Raw genomic sequence first — 15327 nt, forward strand, 5'->3', positions numbered from 1 at the left:
TCAACGAGCCGGTACGGCGGTCGTCACGCTCCGACAGGCGGCGTGACACCACCGCTCCTATGCTGGTGGTACAGAGGGCCTTGCGGCCTACGTCGCGGGCCCGTCCTCATGGCTTGGAGTCAGCCCATGGCGCGCTCGTGCGGACGCATGCGCAGGGGGGCCGCCACAGCCGTGGCGGTAGGGGTGCTCGTGGTGCCCGTCGCGGGCGGATCCGCGTTCGGGGCGCCCGCGTTCGCCGGTCCCACCGTGGCCACCGAGCCGCCCTCACCCACCCCCACCGACTCCTCCACGGGCGACGTCCGCGCGCTCACCCCCGACGTGACGCGGCAGCTCGACGTGGCCGTGCAGCAGGTCATGCGGCAGGCGAACGTGCCCGGCGTGACCGTGGGGCTGTGGACGCCGGACAAGGGGAACTACGTGCGGTCCTTCGGGGTCGCCGACAAGAGCACCGGCCTGAGGATGTCGCCGGACCTGTACGTGCGCATCGGCAGCGAGACCAAGACCTTCACCGTGACGGCGCTGCTCGAGCTGGTCGACGAGGGCAAGGTCGGCCTGGACGATCCGATCGGCCAGTACGTCTCCGGGGTGCCCAACGGGGACAGGATCACGCTGCGCGAACTGGCCGGGATGCGCAGCGGGCTCTTCAACTACTCCGAGGATCCGGAGTTCTTCAAGGCGCTGACGTCCGATCCCCAACGGCCGTTCACACCACAGCAGTTGCTCGACTACGCCTTCAAGCACCCGGTGCTGTTCCCGCCCGGCAAGGAGTTCTCCTACTGCAACACCAATCTGATCCTGCTCGGCCTGGTCGTCGAGAAGGCCGGTGGTGAGCCGATCCAGGACTTCATCAAGAAGAACGTCCTCACGCCGGCCGGCATGCGGCACACGGTCTTCCCGACCGACGCCGCCTTCCCGACCCCGCACGCGCAGGGGTACACGGACCAGACGGCGGACGGGAAGGTCGCGGACACCGCCGACTGGAACCCCTCCTGGGGCTGGGCGGCCGGCGCGATGATCTCCGACCTGAACGATCTGCGGACCTGGGCGCCCACGGTCGCCACGGGCGTACTGCCCGACGGCACCACCCTGATCAGCCCCGCCACCCAGAAGCAGCGGCTCACCACGGCCCCGACCACGATCCCGGGCGCCGGGTACGGCCTCGGCATCTTCAACGTCCAGGGCTGGATCGGCCACAACGGCTCGCTGCCGGGCTACGAGTCCCTGACCATCTACCTGCCCTCGGCCAAGGCGACCCTCGTCGTGCTGCTGAACACCGACATCGACTACAAGGGCGCGGAGCCCAGTACGGTCTTCGGCGAGACGATCACGAAGATCGTCAGCCCGCAGCACATCTTCAACCTGCCCGCGCAGCCCGCGGCGCACTGACCGACGCGCTCCGCGGCCGGGCGCGCCGGCCCCCGCGCCTCCGGGATGATCCGCAGGCCCTAGCCGACCACCCGTCCGTTCAGCACCACTCGGCGGGGAGCCGCCAGCACCCGTACGTCGGCGCGCGGGTCGCCCTCGTAGACCACGAGGTCGGCGGGCGCCCCCTCGTCGAGGCCCGGCCGTCCGAGCCACTCGCGCGCGCCCCACGCGGTGGCGGAGAGCGCCTCGACGGGCGGGATGCCGGCGGTGACGAGTTCGGCGACCTCGCCGGCGACCAGTCCGTGGGCGAGGGTGCCCCCGGCGTCCGTGCCGACATAGACGGGGATTTTGGCGTCGTACGCGGCGCGCACGGTGTCGTAGCGCCGCTCGTGCAGCCGTCGCATATGCGCCGACCAGCGGGGGAACTTGGCCGCGCCGTCGTCCGCGAACCGCGGGAACAGCGCGATGTTCACCAGCGTCGGGACGATGGCGACGCCCCGCTCGGCGAACAGCGGGATGGTGTCCTCGGTGAGGCCCGTCGCGTGCTCGACGCAGTCGATGCCCGCCTCGACCAGATCGCGGAGCGATTCCTCGGCGAAGCAGTGCGCGGTCACCCGGGCGCCGAGCCGGTGCGCCTCGGCGATCGCGGCCTCGACGGCCTCGCGCGGCCAGCAGGCGCCCAGGTCGCCCGTGCCGCGGTCGAGCCAGTCGCCCACCAGCTTGACCCAGCCGTCGCCGCGCCGGGCCTCCTGGGCGACGTACGCGACGAGGTCCTCGGGTTCGATCTCGTGCGCGTAGTTGCGGATGTAGCGGCGGGTACGGGCGATGTGGCGGCCCGCCCGGATGATCTTCGGGAGGTCGTCGCGGTCGTCGATCCAGCGGGTGTCGGAGGGCGAGCCCGCGTCCCGGATGAGCAGGGTGCCGGCCTCGCGGTCGGTCAGCGCCTGCTTCTCGGAGACGTCGTCGGGGACCGGCCCGTGCTGGTCGAGCCCTACGTGGCAGTGCGCGTCCACGAGTCCGGGCAGCGTCCAGCCTTCGACGGTACGGATGTCACGGACGCCCGGGCGCTCGTAGGAGATCCTGCCGCCCACGACCCACAGCTCGTCGCGGACGTCGTCGGGGCCGACGAGCACCCTGCCTTTCACATGCAGCACGGCTTGATCGCTCATGGAAAGAACCTTAGTTCTGCGGCCGCGGGTGATTCGCGGCCGGTCGCGCCCACGCGGCGGAGCCGCACGGTGTCACGGCCCCGCGCCCCTTCGGCCGCGCCCTACCGGCCCGGCGTCTCCTCCTCCACGTCCGCCATCGCCGGGTCCAGGAGCCGGGACAGGAAGTGGCGGGTGCGCTCGTGGCTCGGGTTGCCGATCACCTGCGCGGGGGCGCCGTCCTCGACGATCACGCCGCCGTCCATGAAGACGACCCGGTCGGCGACCTCGCGCGCGAAGGTCATCTCGTGGGTGACGACCATCATCGTCATGCCCTCGTGGGCGAGCCTGCGCATGACGGCGAGGACGTCGCCGACGAGCTCGGGGTCGAGGGCCGAGGTCGGCTCGTCGAAGAGCATCACCTCGGGGCCCATCGCGAGCGCGCGGGCGATGGCGACGCGCTGCTGCTGGCCGCCGGAGAGGGAGGAGGGGTACGCGTCGGCCTTCTCCGACAGGCCCACCCGCTCCAGGTTCTCGGCGGCGACCCTGGCCGCCTCCTCCTTGTCCCGCCTGAGCACCCGGCGCTGCGGCAGCGTGAGGTTCTCCGTCACCGACAGGTGCGGGAAGAGGTTGAACTGCTGGAAGACCATGCCGATCCGGCGGCGTACAGCGTCGATGTCCACATCGGGGTGGGTGACCTCCGTACCGCCGACGAAGACCTGGCCCTTGCTGGGCTCTTCGAGGAGGTTCACGCACCGCAGCAGGGTCGACTTGCCGGACCCGGACGGGCCGATGACACAGACGACTTCGCCCTGCCGGATCTCCAGGTCGATACCGCGCAGGACCTCGTTGTCGCCGAAGGACTTGTGCAGGTCCTTGACCTGGATCTCGGGCGTCGTTGACGTACTCACTTGGTGGCCTCCCCGGCCTTGGCCTCCAGGCGGCGCACGACGAAGCCGAGCGGCACGGTGACCAGCAGATAGCACAGGCCCGCGACCAGGATCGGTGTGGAGTTGGCGGTCTGGCTGGCCAGGTCGCGCCCGAACTTGGTGAGTTCGCGCTCCTCCAGGGTGACGCCGAGGAACAGCACCAGCGAGGAGTCCTTGAAGAGCAGGACGAGTTCGTTGGTCAGGGGCGGGATCACGATGCGGAACGCCTGCGGGATGACGATCGAGACCATGGCCCGGGCGTGCGAGAAGCCCAGCGAACGGGCCGCCTCCATCTGTCCCTTGGGCACCGCCTGGATGCCCGCGCGGATCGTCTCGGCCATGTACGCGGCCGAGACCAGGCCGAGGGCGAGCGCCACCTTGCCGTACGTGCCGCCGGGGATCTCCGTGCCCGGGAACGCCAGCGGCACGGCGACCCCCACGAAGACGAAGATCAGCAGGGCGGGCAGTCCGCGGAAGATCTCGATGTAGATCCCGGCGAGCCAGCGGTAGGGGCCCACGGGGGACAGGCGCATCAGGGCGACGACCATGCCGAGCACGAGACCGAACACGAAGCCGGACATCGTGTAGAGCACGGTGTTCTTCAGCGCCAGCGTGATGACGTCCGGGAACATCTGCTTGACCAGGTCCCACTGGGCGAACTGGTTCTTCAGACGCCCCCAGTCGGCCGTGGCCGCGAAGGCGATCACGGCCGCGACGAACACGACGTACTGCGCGCCGCGCGACAGCGCGCGCTTCTGACGCCGGGTCAGGCCGGACTTGCGGGGCTGGATGTGCGCGTCGGCACCACTCATGAGGCGGACGGGGAAGCGGTGGCCGCGGACGCGGGGTACGGGCCGATCCACTGCTCGTACAGCTTCTTGTACGTGCCGTCGGTCTTCGCCTGCTTGAGCGCCTTGTTGATCTCGGCGAGGAGCTTGGTGTTGCCCTTCTTCACCGTGAAGCCGTACTGCTCACCGGTGTTGAGGTTGTCCACCACCTTGAAGGCGTCGGCGTTGGCCTTGTCCTTCAGCCAGCCCTGGACCACCGGGTAGTCGATGATGACGGCCTGGACCTGGCCGGTGCGCAGGCCGTTGAGGACGGCGTCGGAGGACTCGAAGGAGACCGGGTCGAAGCCCTGCTTCTTCGCGTAGTCCTCACCGGTGGTCTGCGCCTGGGCGCCGAGCTTCTTGCCCTTGGCCTTCACGTCGGCGAGCGAGTTGACGCCGCTCTTCTTGTCGACCAGGACGGCCTGCGTGGCGTCGAAGTACGGGTCGGAGAAGTCGACGTTCTTCTTGCGCTCCGGCGTGATCGTCATGCCGGCCGCGGCGAGGTCGCACTGGCCGGAGTTGAGGAAGGCGCCCGTCTTGAAGTTCTCGAAGGGCGTGTCGACGATGTTCTGCTTCACGCCGAGGTTCTTGGCGACCAGGTCGATGAGTGAGACGTCGAAGCCCTGGACCTTGCCGTTGATCTCCGACTGGAACGGCGGGTACGGGAGGTGGGTGCAGGTCGTGAGCTGGCCCGCCTTCACCACGGGGACCCCCTTGGCGGTGGCCTTGCCTCCTCCGCCGTCCGAGGAGCAGCCGGCCACGAGCAGCAGCCCTGCCGTCGCGGTGGTGGCGGCCAGAATGCGGGTCCGGCGTCCGAGGACCGAGTTCACGGGGGACCTCCTGTGGGGGGACTGAGGGTTCCGATTATAAGGAAAGGTTTGGGGTGCTCAAACCAATCCGATGGTCACTGGGCCGTCCGGCCTCAGATCTATCTACTGCCGACTGCCGCCGGGAGGGGGTCCCCGCGGCCCACCCGACCGCCGGTTACGCTCGAACGCGCGTACCGCGTACTGGAAAACCGTGAGCGAAGAGAGCACCGCCGTGACCCATCCTTTCCTGGACCTGACGCCGCTGAGTGCCGCGCACTTCGCGTCGATCGAGGACCGCGTGGCGCGGTTGCTCTCCACCGAGCAGGACGTCGTGGTCATGCAGGGCGAGGCGCTGCTCCCGCTGGAGGGGGCCATTCGCGCGACGGCCGGGCCCGGCACGACCGCGCTCAACGTGATCACCGGTCCGTACGGGCAGACCTTCGGCGACTGGCTCCGCGACTGCGGGGCGACCGTGATCGATCTGGCGGTGCCCTTCCACACCGCCGTCACCGCCGCGCAGATCCGCGAGGCCTTCGCCGAGCATCCGTCGATCGACTTCGTGTCGCTGGTGCACGCGGAGGCGGCGACGGGCAACACGAACCCGGTCGCGGAGATCGGCGAAGTGGTACGCGAGCACGGCGCGCTCTTCTACCTGGACGCGGTCGCCTCGATCGGTGCCGAGCCGGTGCTGCCGGACGCGTGGGGTGTCGACCTGTGCGTGATCGGGGCGCAGAAGGCGATGGGCGGCCCCGCGGGGGTGTCGGCGGTGTCGGTGAGCGAGCGGGCGTGGGCGCGGATGACCGGCAACCCGGGGGCGCCGCGCCGGTCGTATCTGTCGCTGCTGGACTGGAAGGAGCGGTGGGTCGACGGCGGCCGCAAGGCTCTGCTGCACGCGCCCGCGCAGTTGGAGATGCTGGCGCTGGAGGCCTGCGTCGAACGCATCGAGAGCGAGGGGCTCGACGCGGTGATGAGCCGCCATTCCTCGGCCGCGGCGGCCACCCGGGCGGGGGCCGTCGCCCTGGGTGGCGGCCTCGAACCGTATGTGTACGCGGCGTCGGACGCGGCGCCGGTCGCCACGACCCTGCGGGTGCCGGCCGGGGTCGACGCCTCGGCGTTGGTCGCCCGGGCGCTGGCCGCCGATCCCGCGCTTCCGCTGGTCGCGGGCGGGGGCGCTCTCGCGAAGGAGATGGTCCGCGTGAACCACTACGGACCGGATGCGACGCGAGGGGTCGTGCACGCCTGCCTCGCGGGGCTGGGGGCCGCGCTGGCCGAGTCGGGGGTGCCGGTGGACCTGGAGGGGGCGCGTCGCGCTGTGGCGGAGGCGTGGGCGTGAGCCGCCGCGGCAGAGGCGTAGGCGTGAGCCGCCGCGGCAGAGGCGTAGGCGTGAGCCGCCGCGGCAGAGGCGTAGGCGTGAGCCGCCGTGGCGAAGGCGTGAGCGTGAGCCGCTGTGCCGGAGGCGTGATCTGAGGGGTTTTCGCCCCCTCCGCCCCTGCCCGCCCCCTGTCGCCGAAGGAAACGCCGGACGACCCAAAGGCTTCCAGCCCCAGGAATTCAAAAGCTTCTCCGCGCGCTTATCCTGCTATTAATCAAGTGCAGCTTCCCGTATTCTCCTGCCCGCTTCATCGCTGCCTAAACGCAAAGATTCTGCGAACGCCAATCGACGTAATTCGGGCAGGTCTCGGGGCCATTACGTGGCTGTGACGCACTCCACAGGGCGTCCATTTTCTCCCCTATTTTCCGGGCAAATCGGGAGGGATACACCCGCCTCGGCGCGACGCTTCACGGGCGCGTGATAACACATGGGGGCGCCATACGTAACCCCGTGCAGCGATGCAATTTGAACTTTCGGTCGGTAAATTCAATCCGCATGACCGCCGCACACGCAGACTTGCAAGCGGAATTCCTGGAAATGCCGGATGGCCTTCGGATCGACCGTCCGGAGGTGGCCGACGGGGCCGCGCTCTGGCGTATCGCCAAGGATTCCGGAAACCTCGACCTGAACTCCTCGTACAGCTATCTGCTGTGGTGCCGGGACTTCGCCGGCACCTCGGCGGTGGCGCGCGACGCGGCCGGGGCGCCCGTCGGTTTCGTCACCGGGTACGTCCGGCCCGAGCGGCCGGGCACGCTGCTCGTGTGGCAGGTGGCCGTCGACAGCACGTACCGCGGGCGCGGGCTCGCCGCGGCGCTGCTCGACGGGCTGACCGCGCGGGTGGCGAAGGAGAGCGGGCACGGGCTGAGCACCGTCGAGACCACCATCACGCCCGGCAACACCGCCTCCGAGCGCCTGTTCACGTCGTACGCGCGACGCCACGGCGCGAGCGTCGAGCGCGAAGTGCTGTTCCGGACCGAGCAGTTCCCCGACGGACCGCACGACGCCGAGGTGCTCTACCGCATCGGCCCCCTCTCCCGCTGACCGACCGGGCCTCTTCCCGATCCCCCTCCCCCCACGCTTCGAGGAGCGATTCGCCGTGACCATCACCCAGCCCGACCTGAGCGTCTTCGAGACCCTGGAGTCGGAGGTGCGCAGTTACTGCCGTGGCTGGCCCACCGTCTTCGACCGGGCGCAGGGCAGCCGGATGTACGACGAGGACGGGCACGAGTACCTCGACTTCTTCGCCGGCGCCGGATCACTCAACTACGGGCACAACAACCCCGTACTCAAACGGGCCCTCATCGACTACCTGGAGCGCGACGGCGTCACCCACGGGCTCGACATGTCGACGACCGCCAAGCGCGGCTTCCTGGAGACCTTCCAGAACCTCGTCCTGCGGCCGCGCGATCTGCCCTACAAGGTCATGTTCCCGGGTCCGACGGGCACCAACGCCGTGGAGTCCGCGCTGAAGCTGGCGCGGAAGGTGAAGGGGCGCGAGGCGATCGTGTCGTTCACGAACGCTTTCCACGGGATGTCCCTCGGCTCGCTCGCCGTGACCGGCAACGCCTTCAAGCGGGCGGGCGCCGGTATCCCGCTCGTGCACGGCACCCCGATGCCGTTCGACAACTACTTCGACGGGCAGGTCCCGGACTTCCTCTGGTTCGAGCGGCTCCTGGAGGACCAGGGGTCGGGGCTCAACCAGCCCGCCGCGGTCATCGTCGAGACCGTGCAGGGCGAGGGCGGCATCAACGTCGCGCGGCCCGAATGGCTGCGGGCCCTCGCCGACCTGTGCCGTCGGCGTGACATGTTGCTCATCGTCGACGACATCCAGATGGGCTGTGGGCGCACCGGGGCGTTCTTCTCCTTCGAGGAGGCGGGCATCGTGCCCGACATCGTCACCGTGTCCAAGTCCATCAGCGGATACGGGCTGCCGATGTCGCTGTGCCTGTTCAAGCCCGAGCTGGACATCTGGGAGCCGGGCGAGCACAACGGCACCTTCCGCGGCAACAACCCGGCGTTCGTCACGGCCGCCGCCGCCCTCGAGACGTACTGGGCCGACGGCTCCGCCATGGAGAAGCAGACCCGCACCCGCGGCGAGCAGATCGAGCAGGCGCTGATCTCCCTCACCGAGGAGAACCTCGCCGACATCAAGGAGTACCGAGGCCGCGGGCTCGTCTGGGGCATCGAATTCAAGGAGAAGGAGCGCGCGGGGCGTGTCGCGCAGCGCGCCTTCGAACTCGGGCTGCTCATCGAGACGTCCGGGCCGGAGAGCGAGGTGGTGAAACTCCTCCCGGCGCTCACCATCACCCCCGACGAGCTCGACGAGGGGCTGCGCACCCTGGCCCGCGCCGTACGCGAAACCGTCTGACGCGCCCGCGCCACCCCGTACGACACCCCCGAGCCACGAGAGAGAGGCATCGCACCACCGTGATAGTCCGTTCGTTCAAGGACATCGAAGGCACCGACCGGCACGTCAAGTCGGCCTCGGGCACCTGGGAGAGCAAGCGCATCGTCCTCGCCAAGGAGAGGGTCGGCTTCTCCGTGCACGAGACGATCCTGTACGCGGGTACGGAGACGTCGATGTGGTACGCGAACCACATCGAGGCCGTCGTATGCGTCGAGGGCGAGGCCGAACTCACCGACGACGAGACCGGGCAGAAGTACACGATCACGCCCGGCACCATGTACCTGCTCGACGGGCACGAGCGGCACACGATGCGGATCAAGGAGGACTTCCGCTGCATCTGCGTCTTCAACCCGCCCGTGACCGGACGGGAGGACCACGACGAGAACGGCGTCTACCCGCTGCTCACCGAGGAGGTGTGATCCCCAGATGACCACCCGGACGACCACGCTCACCGATCTCTACCCCAGCCGCGGCGCCACCGAGGTGTCCGCGCCCCGCCAGGACCCGGTCGTGTGGAGCCCGCCGGGCGAGCCCGGCCCGATCACGGTGCCCGAGCTCCAGACGTACGAGCGCGACGGCTTCCTCGCCGTCGAGGAGCTCATCACCCAGGACGAAGTCGCCGTGTACCGGCAGGAGTTGGAGCGGCTCGTCTCCGATCCGGCGATCCGCGCCGACGAGCGGTCCATCGTCGAGCCGGCGTCGCAGGAGATCCGCTCGGTCTTCGAGGTGCACCGGATCAGCGAGGTCTTCGCCCGGCTCGTCCGCGACGAGCGCGTGGTCGGGCGGGCCCGCCAGATCCTCGGCTCGGACGTGTACGTCCACCAGTCCCGGATCAACGTCAAGCCCGGCTTCGGTGCGAGCGGCTTCTACTGGCACTCCGACTTCGAGACCTGGCACGCCGAGGACGGCCTGCCGAACATGCGCACCGTGTCGGTGTCGATCGCGCTGACCGAGAACTACGACACCAACGGTGGCCTCATGATCATGCCGGGGTCGCACAAGACCTTCCTCGGCTGTGCGGGGGCCACCCCGAAGGACAACTACAAGAAGTCGCTGCAGATGCAGGACGCGGGCACGCCCTCCGACGAGGCGCTCACCCGCTTCGCCACCCGGCACGGCATCAAGCTCTTCACCGGCCGGGCCGGCTCGGCGACCTGGTTCGACTGCAACTGCATGCACGGCTCGGGCGACAACATCACCCCGTTCCCGCGCAGCAACGTCTTCATCGTGTTCAACAGCGTGGAGAACGCGGCGGTGGAGCCGTTCGCGGCACCGGTGCGTCGTCCCGAGTTCATCGGGGCGCGGGACTTCACGCCGGTGAAGTGAGCATGTGCCCGGGGCCTCTCACCGGAGGGGCCCCGGGCCTCGCTGCACCGCTCGGCCACCGGGCGTTGCTGTACCGCTCGGCCACCGGGCGTTGCTGGACCGCTCGGCCACCGGGCCTCGCTGTACCGCTCGGCCCCGGGCTTTGCCGGCCGCTCAGCCGGACAGGACGTCCAGCAGCCGGTCGACATCCCCGGCGGTGTTGTAGAGATGGAAGGCGGCCCTCAAGCTGCCCGCGCGGTCGGACACCTCGACTCCCGCCCGGCTCAAGCCGGGCTGGAGGCGGCCGAGTTCGGGGACCGAGACGATCGGTGAGCCGGGGGCGGGGATCGGTTCGTGGCCCAGCGCGTGCAGACCCGCGCGGAAGCGGTCGGCGAGCGCGAGGTCGTGGGCGTGTACGTTCGCCACACCCAACTCCTCGATCAGCGCCAGGGATTGCCGGGCACCGGCGTACGAGAAGAGGCTGGGGCTCTCGTCGAACCGCCGCGCGGAGTGGGCGAGTTCCTCGACCGGTCCGTAGCAGCTGTCCCAGGGCTCCTGACCCGCGACCCAGCCCGCGAACACCGGCGTGAGGCCACCGAGGTCCTCCGGCACGACCAGGAAGGCCACGCCCCGCGGGCAGAGCAGCCATTTGAAGGCGACGGAAGAGACGTAGTCGTACGCGTCCGCCTCCAGGGGCAGCCATCCGGCGGCCTGGGACGCGTCGATGTAGGTACGCGCCCCGTGCGCCCGCGCCGCCGCGCGGATCCCCTCCAGATCGGCGACCCGCCCGTCCGCGGACTGCGCGGCGCTGACGGCGACGAGCGCCGTGCCGGGACGTACGGATTCGGCCATCCGCTCCAGCGGTACGGCGCGGACCTTGAGGTCACCGCGGACGTGGAAGGGGGTGACGACCGAGCTGAACTCCGCCTCGGCGGTGAGCACTTCGGCGCCCTGCGGCAGCGACGCGGCGATCAGCCCGCTGTAGACGGCGACCGAGGCCCCGGCCGCCACCCGGCGTCCGGGAACCCCGACCAGGCGCGCGAAAGAGTCGCGCGCCGCCTCGACGTCCGCGAACATGTCGGCCGGCTGTCCGGCCGCGACGGACTCGACGGCGGCCCGCATGGCGGCCACCGTGCGGGCCGGTACGAGCCCGGTGCTCGCGGTGTTCAGATAGGTGTTCTCCGGGGCGAACTCGGCGCGTACGAGGGTCTCGAAGGTCTCCATGGGACCACTCTGCGGCCCGAGGAACTCCCCGTCCATTGCGAAATTTTGCGTGGTTCCGCTAAGGGTCGCTTATACGTGCGCTCCGACCTGCGCTTTTATCCGCCTGCCCGCGATCTTGCACGCCTCAGTGCTGCGGTACGGCGCATCCGTCCGGACCGCAGGCCTCCGCGTCGGCGGAACCGTCCTGGATCAGCTTCAGCGGCGCGCGCTCGCCCCAGGCCTGGGTCAGCGCCTGGGTGAAGACGTCGGCGGGCTGGGCGCCGGAGACGCCGTACTTGCGGTCGAGGACGAAGAACGGCACGCCGTTCGCACCGAGCTCGGCGGCCTCGCGCTCGTCGGCGCGCACCTCGTCGGCGTACGCCTTCGGGTCGGCGAGGACCTCGCGGGCCGCGGCGGCGTCGAGACCGGCGGCGACGGCCAGCTCGATAAGCCGCTCGTCGTCGCCGAAGACGGTCCGCTCCTCGGCGAAGTTCGCCTTGTACAGCAGCCCGATCAGCTCGTCCTGCCTGCCCTTCTCCTTGGCGAAGTGCAGGAGGCGGTGCATGTCGAAGGTGTTGCCGTGGTCGCGGCCCCGGGTGCGGTACTCCAGACCCTCGGCGGCGGCCTGCGCGCCCAGGTTCTCCTCGCCGGCCCGCGCCTGCGCCTCGCTCATGCCGTACTTCTTGGTGAGCATCGTGATGACCGGCTGGATGTCACCCTTGGCGCGACCCGGATCGAGCTCGAAGGAGCGGTGCACGACCTCGACCTCGTCGCGGTGCGGGAAGGCGTCGAGCGCCTTGTCGAAGCGCGCCTTTCCCACGTAGCACCAGGGGCAGGCGATGTCGGTCCAGATCTCGACGCGCATCTCTTCGGCTCTCTTCAGGTCGTACGGGTACGGGGACACCCTCCAGGCGTCAGCTGTACGTGAACGTTCAAGTGGCGGGGTTCATTCCCCCGGCACCGTGTACCTCAGGAAGAGATGGTGGTCGCCCTCCGCGGGAGGGTTCTCCGGGTCGGGGACCCAGCCCAGACGGGCGTAGAAGGCCTGGGCGCGTCGGTTGTCGACGTGCACGTCGAGGGTGGCGGTCCGCTTCCGGTCGGCCTGCCACTCCTCGACGCAGGCCGCGTGCAGCCGGGTACCGATCCCGGCCCGCCAGCCGTCCGGGTCGACATGGAACTGGTAGAGCTTCACCGTGTCGGCGGGGGCGCCCTCGGCGGTGCGGAAGGAGGCGATGCCCGTGATCCGGCCCTTGTCGACGGCGCACAGCACATGCCCGTCCGGCCGCTCGATGGCGCTCCGCCAGGCCGCGAGCCAGTCCGTCCCGTCCTGCGGGATCCCGTCCGGGTAGTACGTCGCCCGGGCCCGGGCGTGCAGTTCGGCGACGGCCGCGGCCTCGGCGGGGAGCGCGGTCCTGATCACGCGGCCGACATGGTTCACACGGTCATGGATCATGCAACGGAGGACGTGACCGGAGTCGCCGTGGTTCCCAGGCGGCTGAACTGGACGCGGTAGGCGCTCGGGGTGAGGCCGGTGCGCCGGACCAGGTGGCCGCGGAGCGAGTCCGCCGTGCCGAGGCCGCAGGCGTGGGCCACCTGGTCCATGGGGAGGGCGGTGGTCTCCAGGAGTTCCTTGGCGCGTTCGATGCGCTGGTGGAGGAGCCACTGGAGAGGGCTCACCCCGCTCTCGGCGTGGAAGCGGCGGGTGAGCGTGCGCACGCTGACGCCCGCGTGCCGGGCGAGGTCGGTGAGCGTGAGCGGCTTGTCGAGGTTGCGCATCGCCCAGCCGCGGGTGTCCGCGCAGACCTCGCCGCGCTCGGGCGGCAGCGGGGTCTGGGTGAACTGGGTCTGGCCGCCCGGCCGCACGGGGGCGACGAGGGCGAGCCGGGCCACGCGGTTGGCGACCGCGGCGCCGTAGTCGGTCCGGATGATGTGCAGACAGAGGTCGATTCCGGCGGCGTACCCGGACGAGGAGAGGATCTGGCCGTCCTGGACGTAGAGGACGTCGCCCCTGAGGTCGACCGCCGGGTAGCGCTTGCGGAGTTCCTCGGCCTGCTCCCAGTACGTCGTCGCCTCCCTGCCCTCCAGCAGGCCGGCCTCGGCCAGTGCGAAGGCGCCGCTGCAGATGGAGGCGATACGCCTGCCCGCGGCGGCGGCCTCACGCAGGGCGGCCACGGTCCGGGGGTCGGGGGTGTAGCGCTCTCCCGTCCCCGCGACGAGCACCGTGTCCGCGTCCCGCACGGCGTCGAGCCCATGGCGTACGTACAGGTCGAGGCCACCGGTGGTGGGGACCGGTCCGGGCTCGGGGGCGCAGATGACCACCTCGTAGCCCGGCCGGCCGTCGATCTCCGCCTTCGTGAACAACAGCTCCGGGATGGCGAGGTTGAACATCGACACGGGGGACGCCGCGACGACGGCGATACGACGGGCGGACTGCGCTCGGCCCATGGCCAGAACCTCCGGATGTATGGCATTCAGGCCACTACTCTACGCCACCGGAGATCCGCAGCATGGGGGCATGTCAACAGAACCGGCTGTCGAGACGCCTTCGACCGACGCTCAACTTCCTCACTCTCCCGCCCCGTTGAACCCCTCCCCCTCCCCCTCACCCGCCCTCACCCTCACCGCCGCCCTTCTCGGCTTCGCGCTGATCACGCTCGACGCGTCCGTCGTGAACGTGGCGCTCCCGTCGATCGGGGCGACGCTCGGCGGCGGGATGTCGGGGCTCCAGTGGGTGGTGGACGCGTACACGCTGGCCTTCGCGGCGCTGATGCTGTCCACCGGGGCCTTCTCGGACCGGGCCGGGGCGAGCCGGGCGTACGGGATCGGGATCGCGGTGTTCACGCTGGCTTCGGTGGCGTGCGGTCTGGCGCCGAGTCTGCCGGTGCTGGTCGGCGCACGGGTCGTGCAGGGGGCGGCGGCGGCCGTCGTCCTGCCCGCCTCGCTCGCCCTGGTGCGGCAGGCGTACGCGGATGCCGCGCAGCGGTCGCGGGCGGTGGCCCTGTGGGCGGCGGGCGGTTCGGTCGCGGTGGCGCTGGGTCCGGTGGCCGGCGGCGCGCTGACCACGGTGTGGGACTGGCGGGGGATCTTCTTCATCAACCTGCCGCTGGGGGCGGTGGCGCTCGCGCTGCTGGTACGGGCGCCGCGCTCGGAGCGCCGGCCCGCCCCGCTGGACCTACCCGGCCAGCTGACGGCGATCGTGGCACTCACGGCGCTGACCTTCGCGGTCATCGAGGGCGGCGGGAAGGGGCTCGGCGCCCTCGCGGTGGCGGTCGTCGCGGGGCTGGTCTTCCTCCGGGTCGAGGCACGGCAGACGCATCCGGTGGTGCCGCTCGGTCTGTTCCGCAGCCGGAACGTGAGCGTGGCGGTCGCGGCGGGCGCCGCGTGCAGCGTGGCCTTCTACGGGGTGGTGTTCCTGTTCTCCCTCTTCTTCCAGCAGGTCCAGGGCCGCTCGGCGCTGTACGCGGGGCTGATGTTCCTGCCGATGACGGGGCTGATCGCGGTCACCAACATCGCGGCGGGGAAGCTGGCGAGCCGCTTCGGGCCCCGCCTGCCGATGCTGCTCGGACAGTCCCTGGCCGCCGTGGGGCTGCTGATCCTCCTGTCCGTCGACTCGTCGACCCCGCCCGGTCTGGTGGCCCTGCTCCTGGTCCCCATGGCCCTGGGATGCGCCCTGACGATCCCTCCGCTCACGGCCGCGATGATGGACGCGGTGCCCTCGGCCCGGGCGGGGCTGGCGGCGGGGGTCCTCAACTCGGCCCGCCAGGTGGCGGGCGGGCTGGCCATCGCGGCCTTCGGTTCCCTTGTCTCCGGGGGCTTCGAGGGTGGCCTTCGGGTGAGTCTCGTACTCAGTGCGGTGCTTCTCGCCCTGGCGGCGGTGGCGACGCTGGGGTTGCGGTTGGCGCGCTAGACCCTGGGGCTCCGCCCCAGACCCCGTTCGCGCAGTTCCCCGCGCCCCTGAATAAGGG

General features: G+C 70.5%; 15 protein-coding genes. 7 read left to right on the forward strand and 8 right to left on the reverse strand.

The genetic code is table 11. The annotated features are described in order from the left end of the window. The first annotated feature begins 126 nt into the window (after window positions 1–126). Entirely contained in the window at window positions 127–1386 is a 1260-nt protein-coding gene (locus tag ACFVXA_RS32440) for a serine hydrolase domain-containing protein (protein ID WP_389469621.1), read from the forward strand. A gap of 59 nt (window positions 1387–1445) precedes the next feature. Here the strand turns inward: ACFVXA_RS32440 and ACFVXA_RS32445 are convergent, their stop codons facing one another. The 4 genes from ACFVXA_RS32445 to ACFVXA_RS32460 all read right to left on the reverse strand — a co-directional run bounded on the left by ACFVXA_RS32445 (window position 1446) and on the right by ACFVXA_RS32460 (window position 5096). After that, on the reverse strand, window positions 1446–2534 hold the full coding sequence (locus tag ACFVXA_RS32445; protein WP_384400966.1) for an amidohydrolase family protein: 1089 nt from the start codon (window positions 2532–2534) through the stop codon (window positions 1446–1448). A gap of 101 nt (window positions 2535–2635) precedes the next feature. Then, window positions 2636–3421 carry an amino acid ABC transporter ATP-binding protein gene (locus ACFVXA_RS32450; protein WP_362027872.1) on the reverse strand — a complete coding sequence of 262 codons (786 nt, stop codon included), beginning with the start codon at window positions 3419–3421 and terminating at the stop codon, window positions 2636–2638. Further along, a complete protein-coding gene (locus ACFVXA_RS32455; protein ID WP_362027869.1) occupies window positions 3418–4251 on the reverse strand; it encodes an amino acid ABC transporter permease in 834 nt (277 codons plus the stop codon). The genes ACFVXA_RS32450 and ACFVXA_RS32455 overlap by 4 nt, the downstream gene beginning before the upstream one ends. After that, complete coding sequence (locus ACFVXA_RS32460) at window positions 4248–5096, reverse strand: transporter substrate-binding domain-containing protein (protein WP_362027866.1); 849 nt, start codon at window positions 5094–5096, stop codon at window positions 4248–4250. The genes ACFVXA_RS32455 and ACFVXA_RS32460 overlap by 4 nt, the downstream gene beginning before the upstream one ends. A gap of 211 nt (window positions 5097–5307) precedes the next feature. Between ACFVXA_RS32460 and ACFVXA_RS32465 the strand changes: the two genes are divergently transcribed. The 5 genes from ACFVXA_RS32465 (at window position 5308) to thpD (ending at window position 10180) form a co-directional block, all read left to right on the forward strand. Then, window positions 5308–6408, forward strand: coding sequence for a pyridoxal-phosphate-dependent aminotransferase family protein (locus tag ACFVXA_RS32465; RefSeq protein ID WP_390028050.1), 1101 nt, complete (start codon window positions 5308–5310; stop codon window positions 6406–6408). Between the two features lie 534 nt (window positions 6409–6942). Beyond that, window positions 6943–7488: a diaminobutyrate acetyltransferase gene (gene ectA, locus ACFVXA_RS32470; RefSeq protein WP_389469614.1), complete on the forward strand. Its 546-nt coding sequence runs from the start codon at window positions 6943–6945 to the stop codon at window positions 7486–7488. Between the two features lie 55 nt (window positions 7489–7543). Beyond that, on the forward strand, window positions 7544–8815 hold the full coding sequence (gene ectB / locus ACFVXA_RS32475; protein WP_389939614.1) for a diaminobutyrate--2-oxoglutarate transaminase: 1272 nt from the start codon (window positions 7544–7546) through the stop codon (window positions 8813–8815). Between the two features lie 59 nt (window positions 8816–8874). Further along, the gene (locus ACFVXA_RS32480; protein WP_362027857.1) at window positions 8875–9273 is read left to right on the forward strand and encodes an ectoine synthase; all 399 of its coding nucleotides are present in this window, start codon (window positions 8875–8877) and stop codon (window positions 9271–9273) included. Window positions 9274–9280: 7 nt separating this feature from the next. Continuing rightward, window positions 9281–10180: an ectoine hydroxylase gene (gene thpD, locus ACFVXA_RS32485; RefSeq protein WP_362027854.1), complete on the forward strand. Its 900-nt coding sequence runs from the start codon at window positions 9281–9283 to the stop codon at window positions 10178–10180. 153 nt (window positions 10181–10333) lie between these two features. On the opposite strand, the gene ACFVXA_RS32490 is transcribed toward thpD, so the two are convergent. The 4 genes from ACFVXA_RS32490 to ACFVXA_RS32505 form a co-directional block, all read right to left on the reverse strand. Then, window positions 10334–11383, reverse strand: coding sequence for an aminotransferase class V-fold PLP-dependent enzyme (locus ACFVXA_RS32490; protein WP_390028044.1), 1050 nt, complete (start codon window positions 11381–11383; stop codon window positions 10334–10336). Between the two features lie 124 nt (window positions 11384–11507). Beyond that, window positions 11508–12227, reverse strand: coding sequence for a DsbA family oxidoreductase (locus ACFVXA_RS32495; protein WP_383748288.1), 720 nt, complete (start codon window positions 12225–12227; stop codon window positions 11508–11510). 81 nt (window positions 12228–12308) lie between these two features. Then, window positions 12309–12815: a GNAT family N-acetyltransferase gene (locus ACFVXA_RS32500; RefSeq protein WP_362027849.1), complete on the reverse strand. Its 507-nt coding sequence runs from the start codon at window positions 12813–12815 to the stop codon at window positions 12309–12311. Next, window positions 12812–13807: a helix-turn-helix domain-containing protein gene (locus tag ACFVXA_RS32505; protein ID WP_362027847.1), complete on the reverse strand. Its 996-nt coding sequence runs from the start codon at window positions 13805–13807 to the stop codon at window positions 12812–12814. Before ACFVXA_RS32505 ends, ACFVXA_RS32500 begins: the two co-directional genes overlap by 4 nt. A gap of 70 nt (window positions 13808–13877) precedes the next feature. On the opposite strand from ACFVXA_RS32505, the gene ACFVXA_RS32510 reads away from it, so the two are divergent. Next, window positions 13878–15269: an MFS transporter gene (locus tag ACFVXA_RS32510; protein ID WP_362027844.1), complete on the forward strand. Its 1392-nt coding sequence runs from the start codon at window positions 13878–13880 to the stop codon at window positions 15267–15269. Window positions 15270–15327: the final 58 nt, after the last annotated feature.

Origin of the sequence: Streptomyces sp. NPDC058246, assembly GCF_042881985.1 — a bacterium.
Taxonomy (GTDB): domain Bacteria; phylum Actinomycetota; class Actinomycetes; order Streptomycetales; family Streptomycetaceae; genus Streptomyces.

Bases quoted from the DNA above. Each gene is read 5' to 3' on its own strand.
- ACFVXA_RS32505 (WP_362027847.1), bottom strand. From the start codon at position 13,807: ATGGGCCGAGCGCAGTCCGCCCGTCGTATCGCCGTCGTCGCGGCGTCC.
- ACFVXA_RS32500 (WP_362027849.1), bottom strand. From the start codon at position 12,815: ATGATCCATGACCGTGTGAACCATGTCGGCCGCGTGATCAGGACCGCG.
- ACFVXA_RS32445 (WP_384400966.1), bottom strand. From the start codon at position 2,534: ATGAGCGATCAAGCCGTGCTGCATGTGAAAGGCAGGGTGCTCGTCGGC.
- ACFVXA_RS32510 (WP_362027844.1), top strand. From the start codon at position 13,878: ATGTCAACAGAACCGGCTGTCGAGACGCCTTCGACCGACGCTCAACTT.
- ACFVXA_RS32495 (WP_383748288.1), bottom strand. From the start codon at position 12,227: ATGCGCGTCGAGATCTGGACCGACATCGCCTGCCCCTGGTGCTACGTG.
- ACFVXA_RS32440 (WP_389469621.1), top strand. From the start codon at position 127: ATGGCGCGCTCGTGCGGACGCATGCGCAGGGGGGCCGCCACAGCCGTG.
- ACFVXA_RS32490 (WP_390028044.1), bottom strand. From the start codon at position 11,383: ATGGAGACCTTCGAGACCCTCGTACGCGCCGAGTTCGCCCCGGAGAAC.
- ACFVXA_RS32455 (WP_362027869.1), bottom strand. From the start codon at position 4,251: ATGAGTGGTGCCGACGCGCACATCCAGCCCCGCAAGTCCGGCCTGACC.
- thpD (WP_362027854.1), top strand. From the start codon at position 9,281: ATGACCACCCGGACGACCACGCTCACCGATCTCTACCCCAGCCGCGGC.
- ectA (WP_389469614.1), top strand. From the start codon at position 6,943: ATGACCGCCGCACACGCAGACTTGCAAGCGGAATTCCTGGAAATGCCG.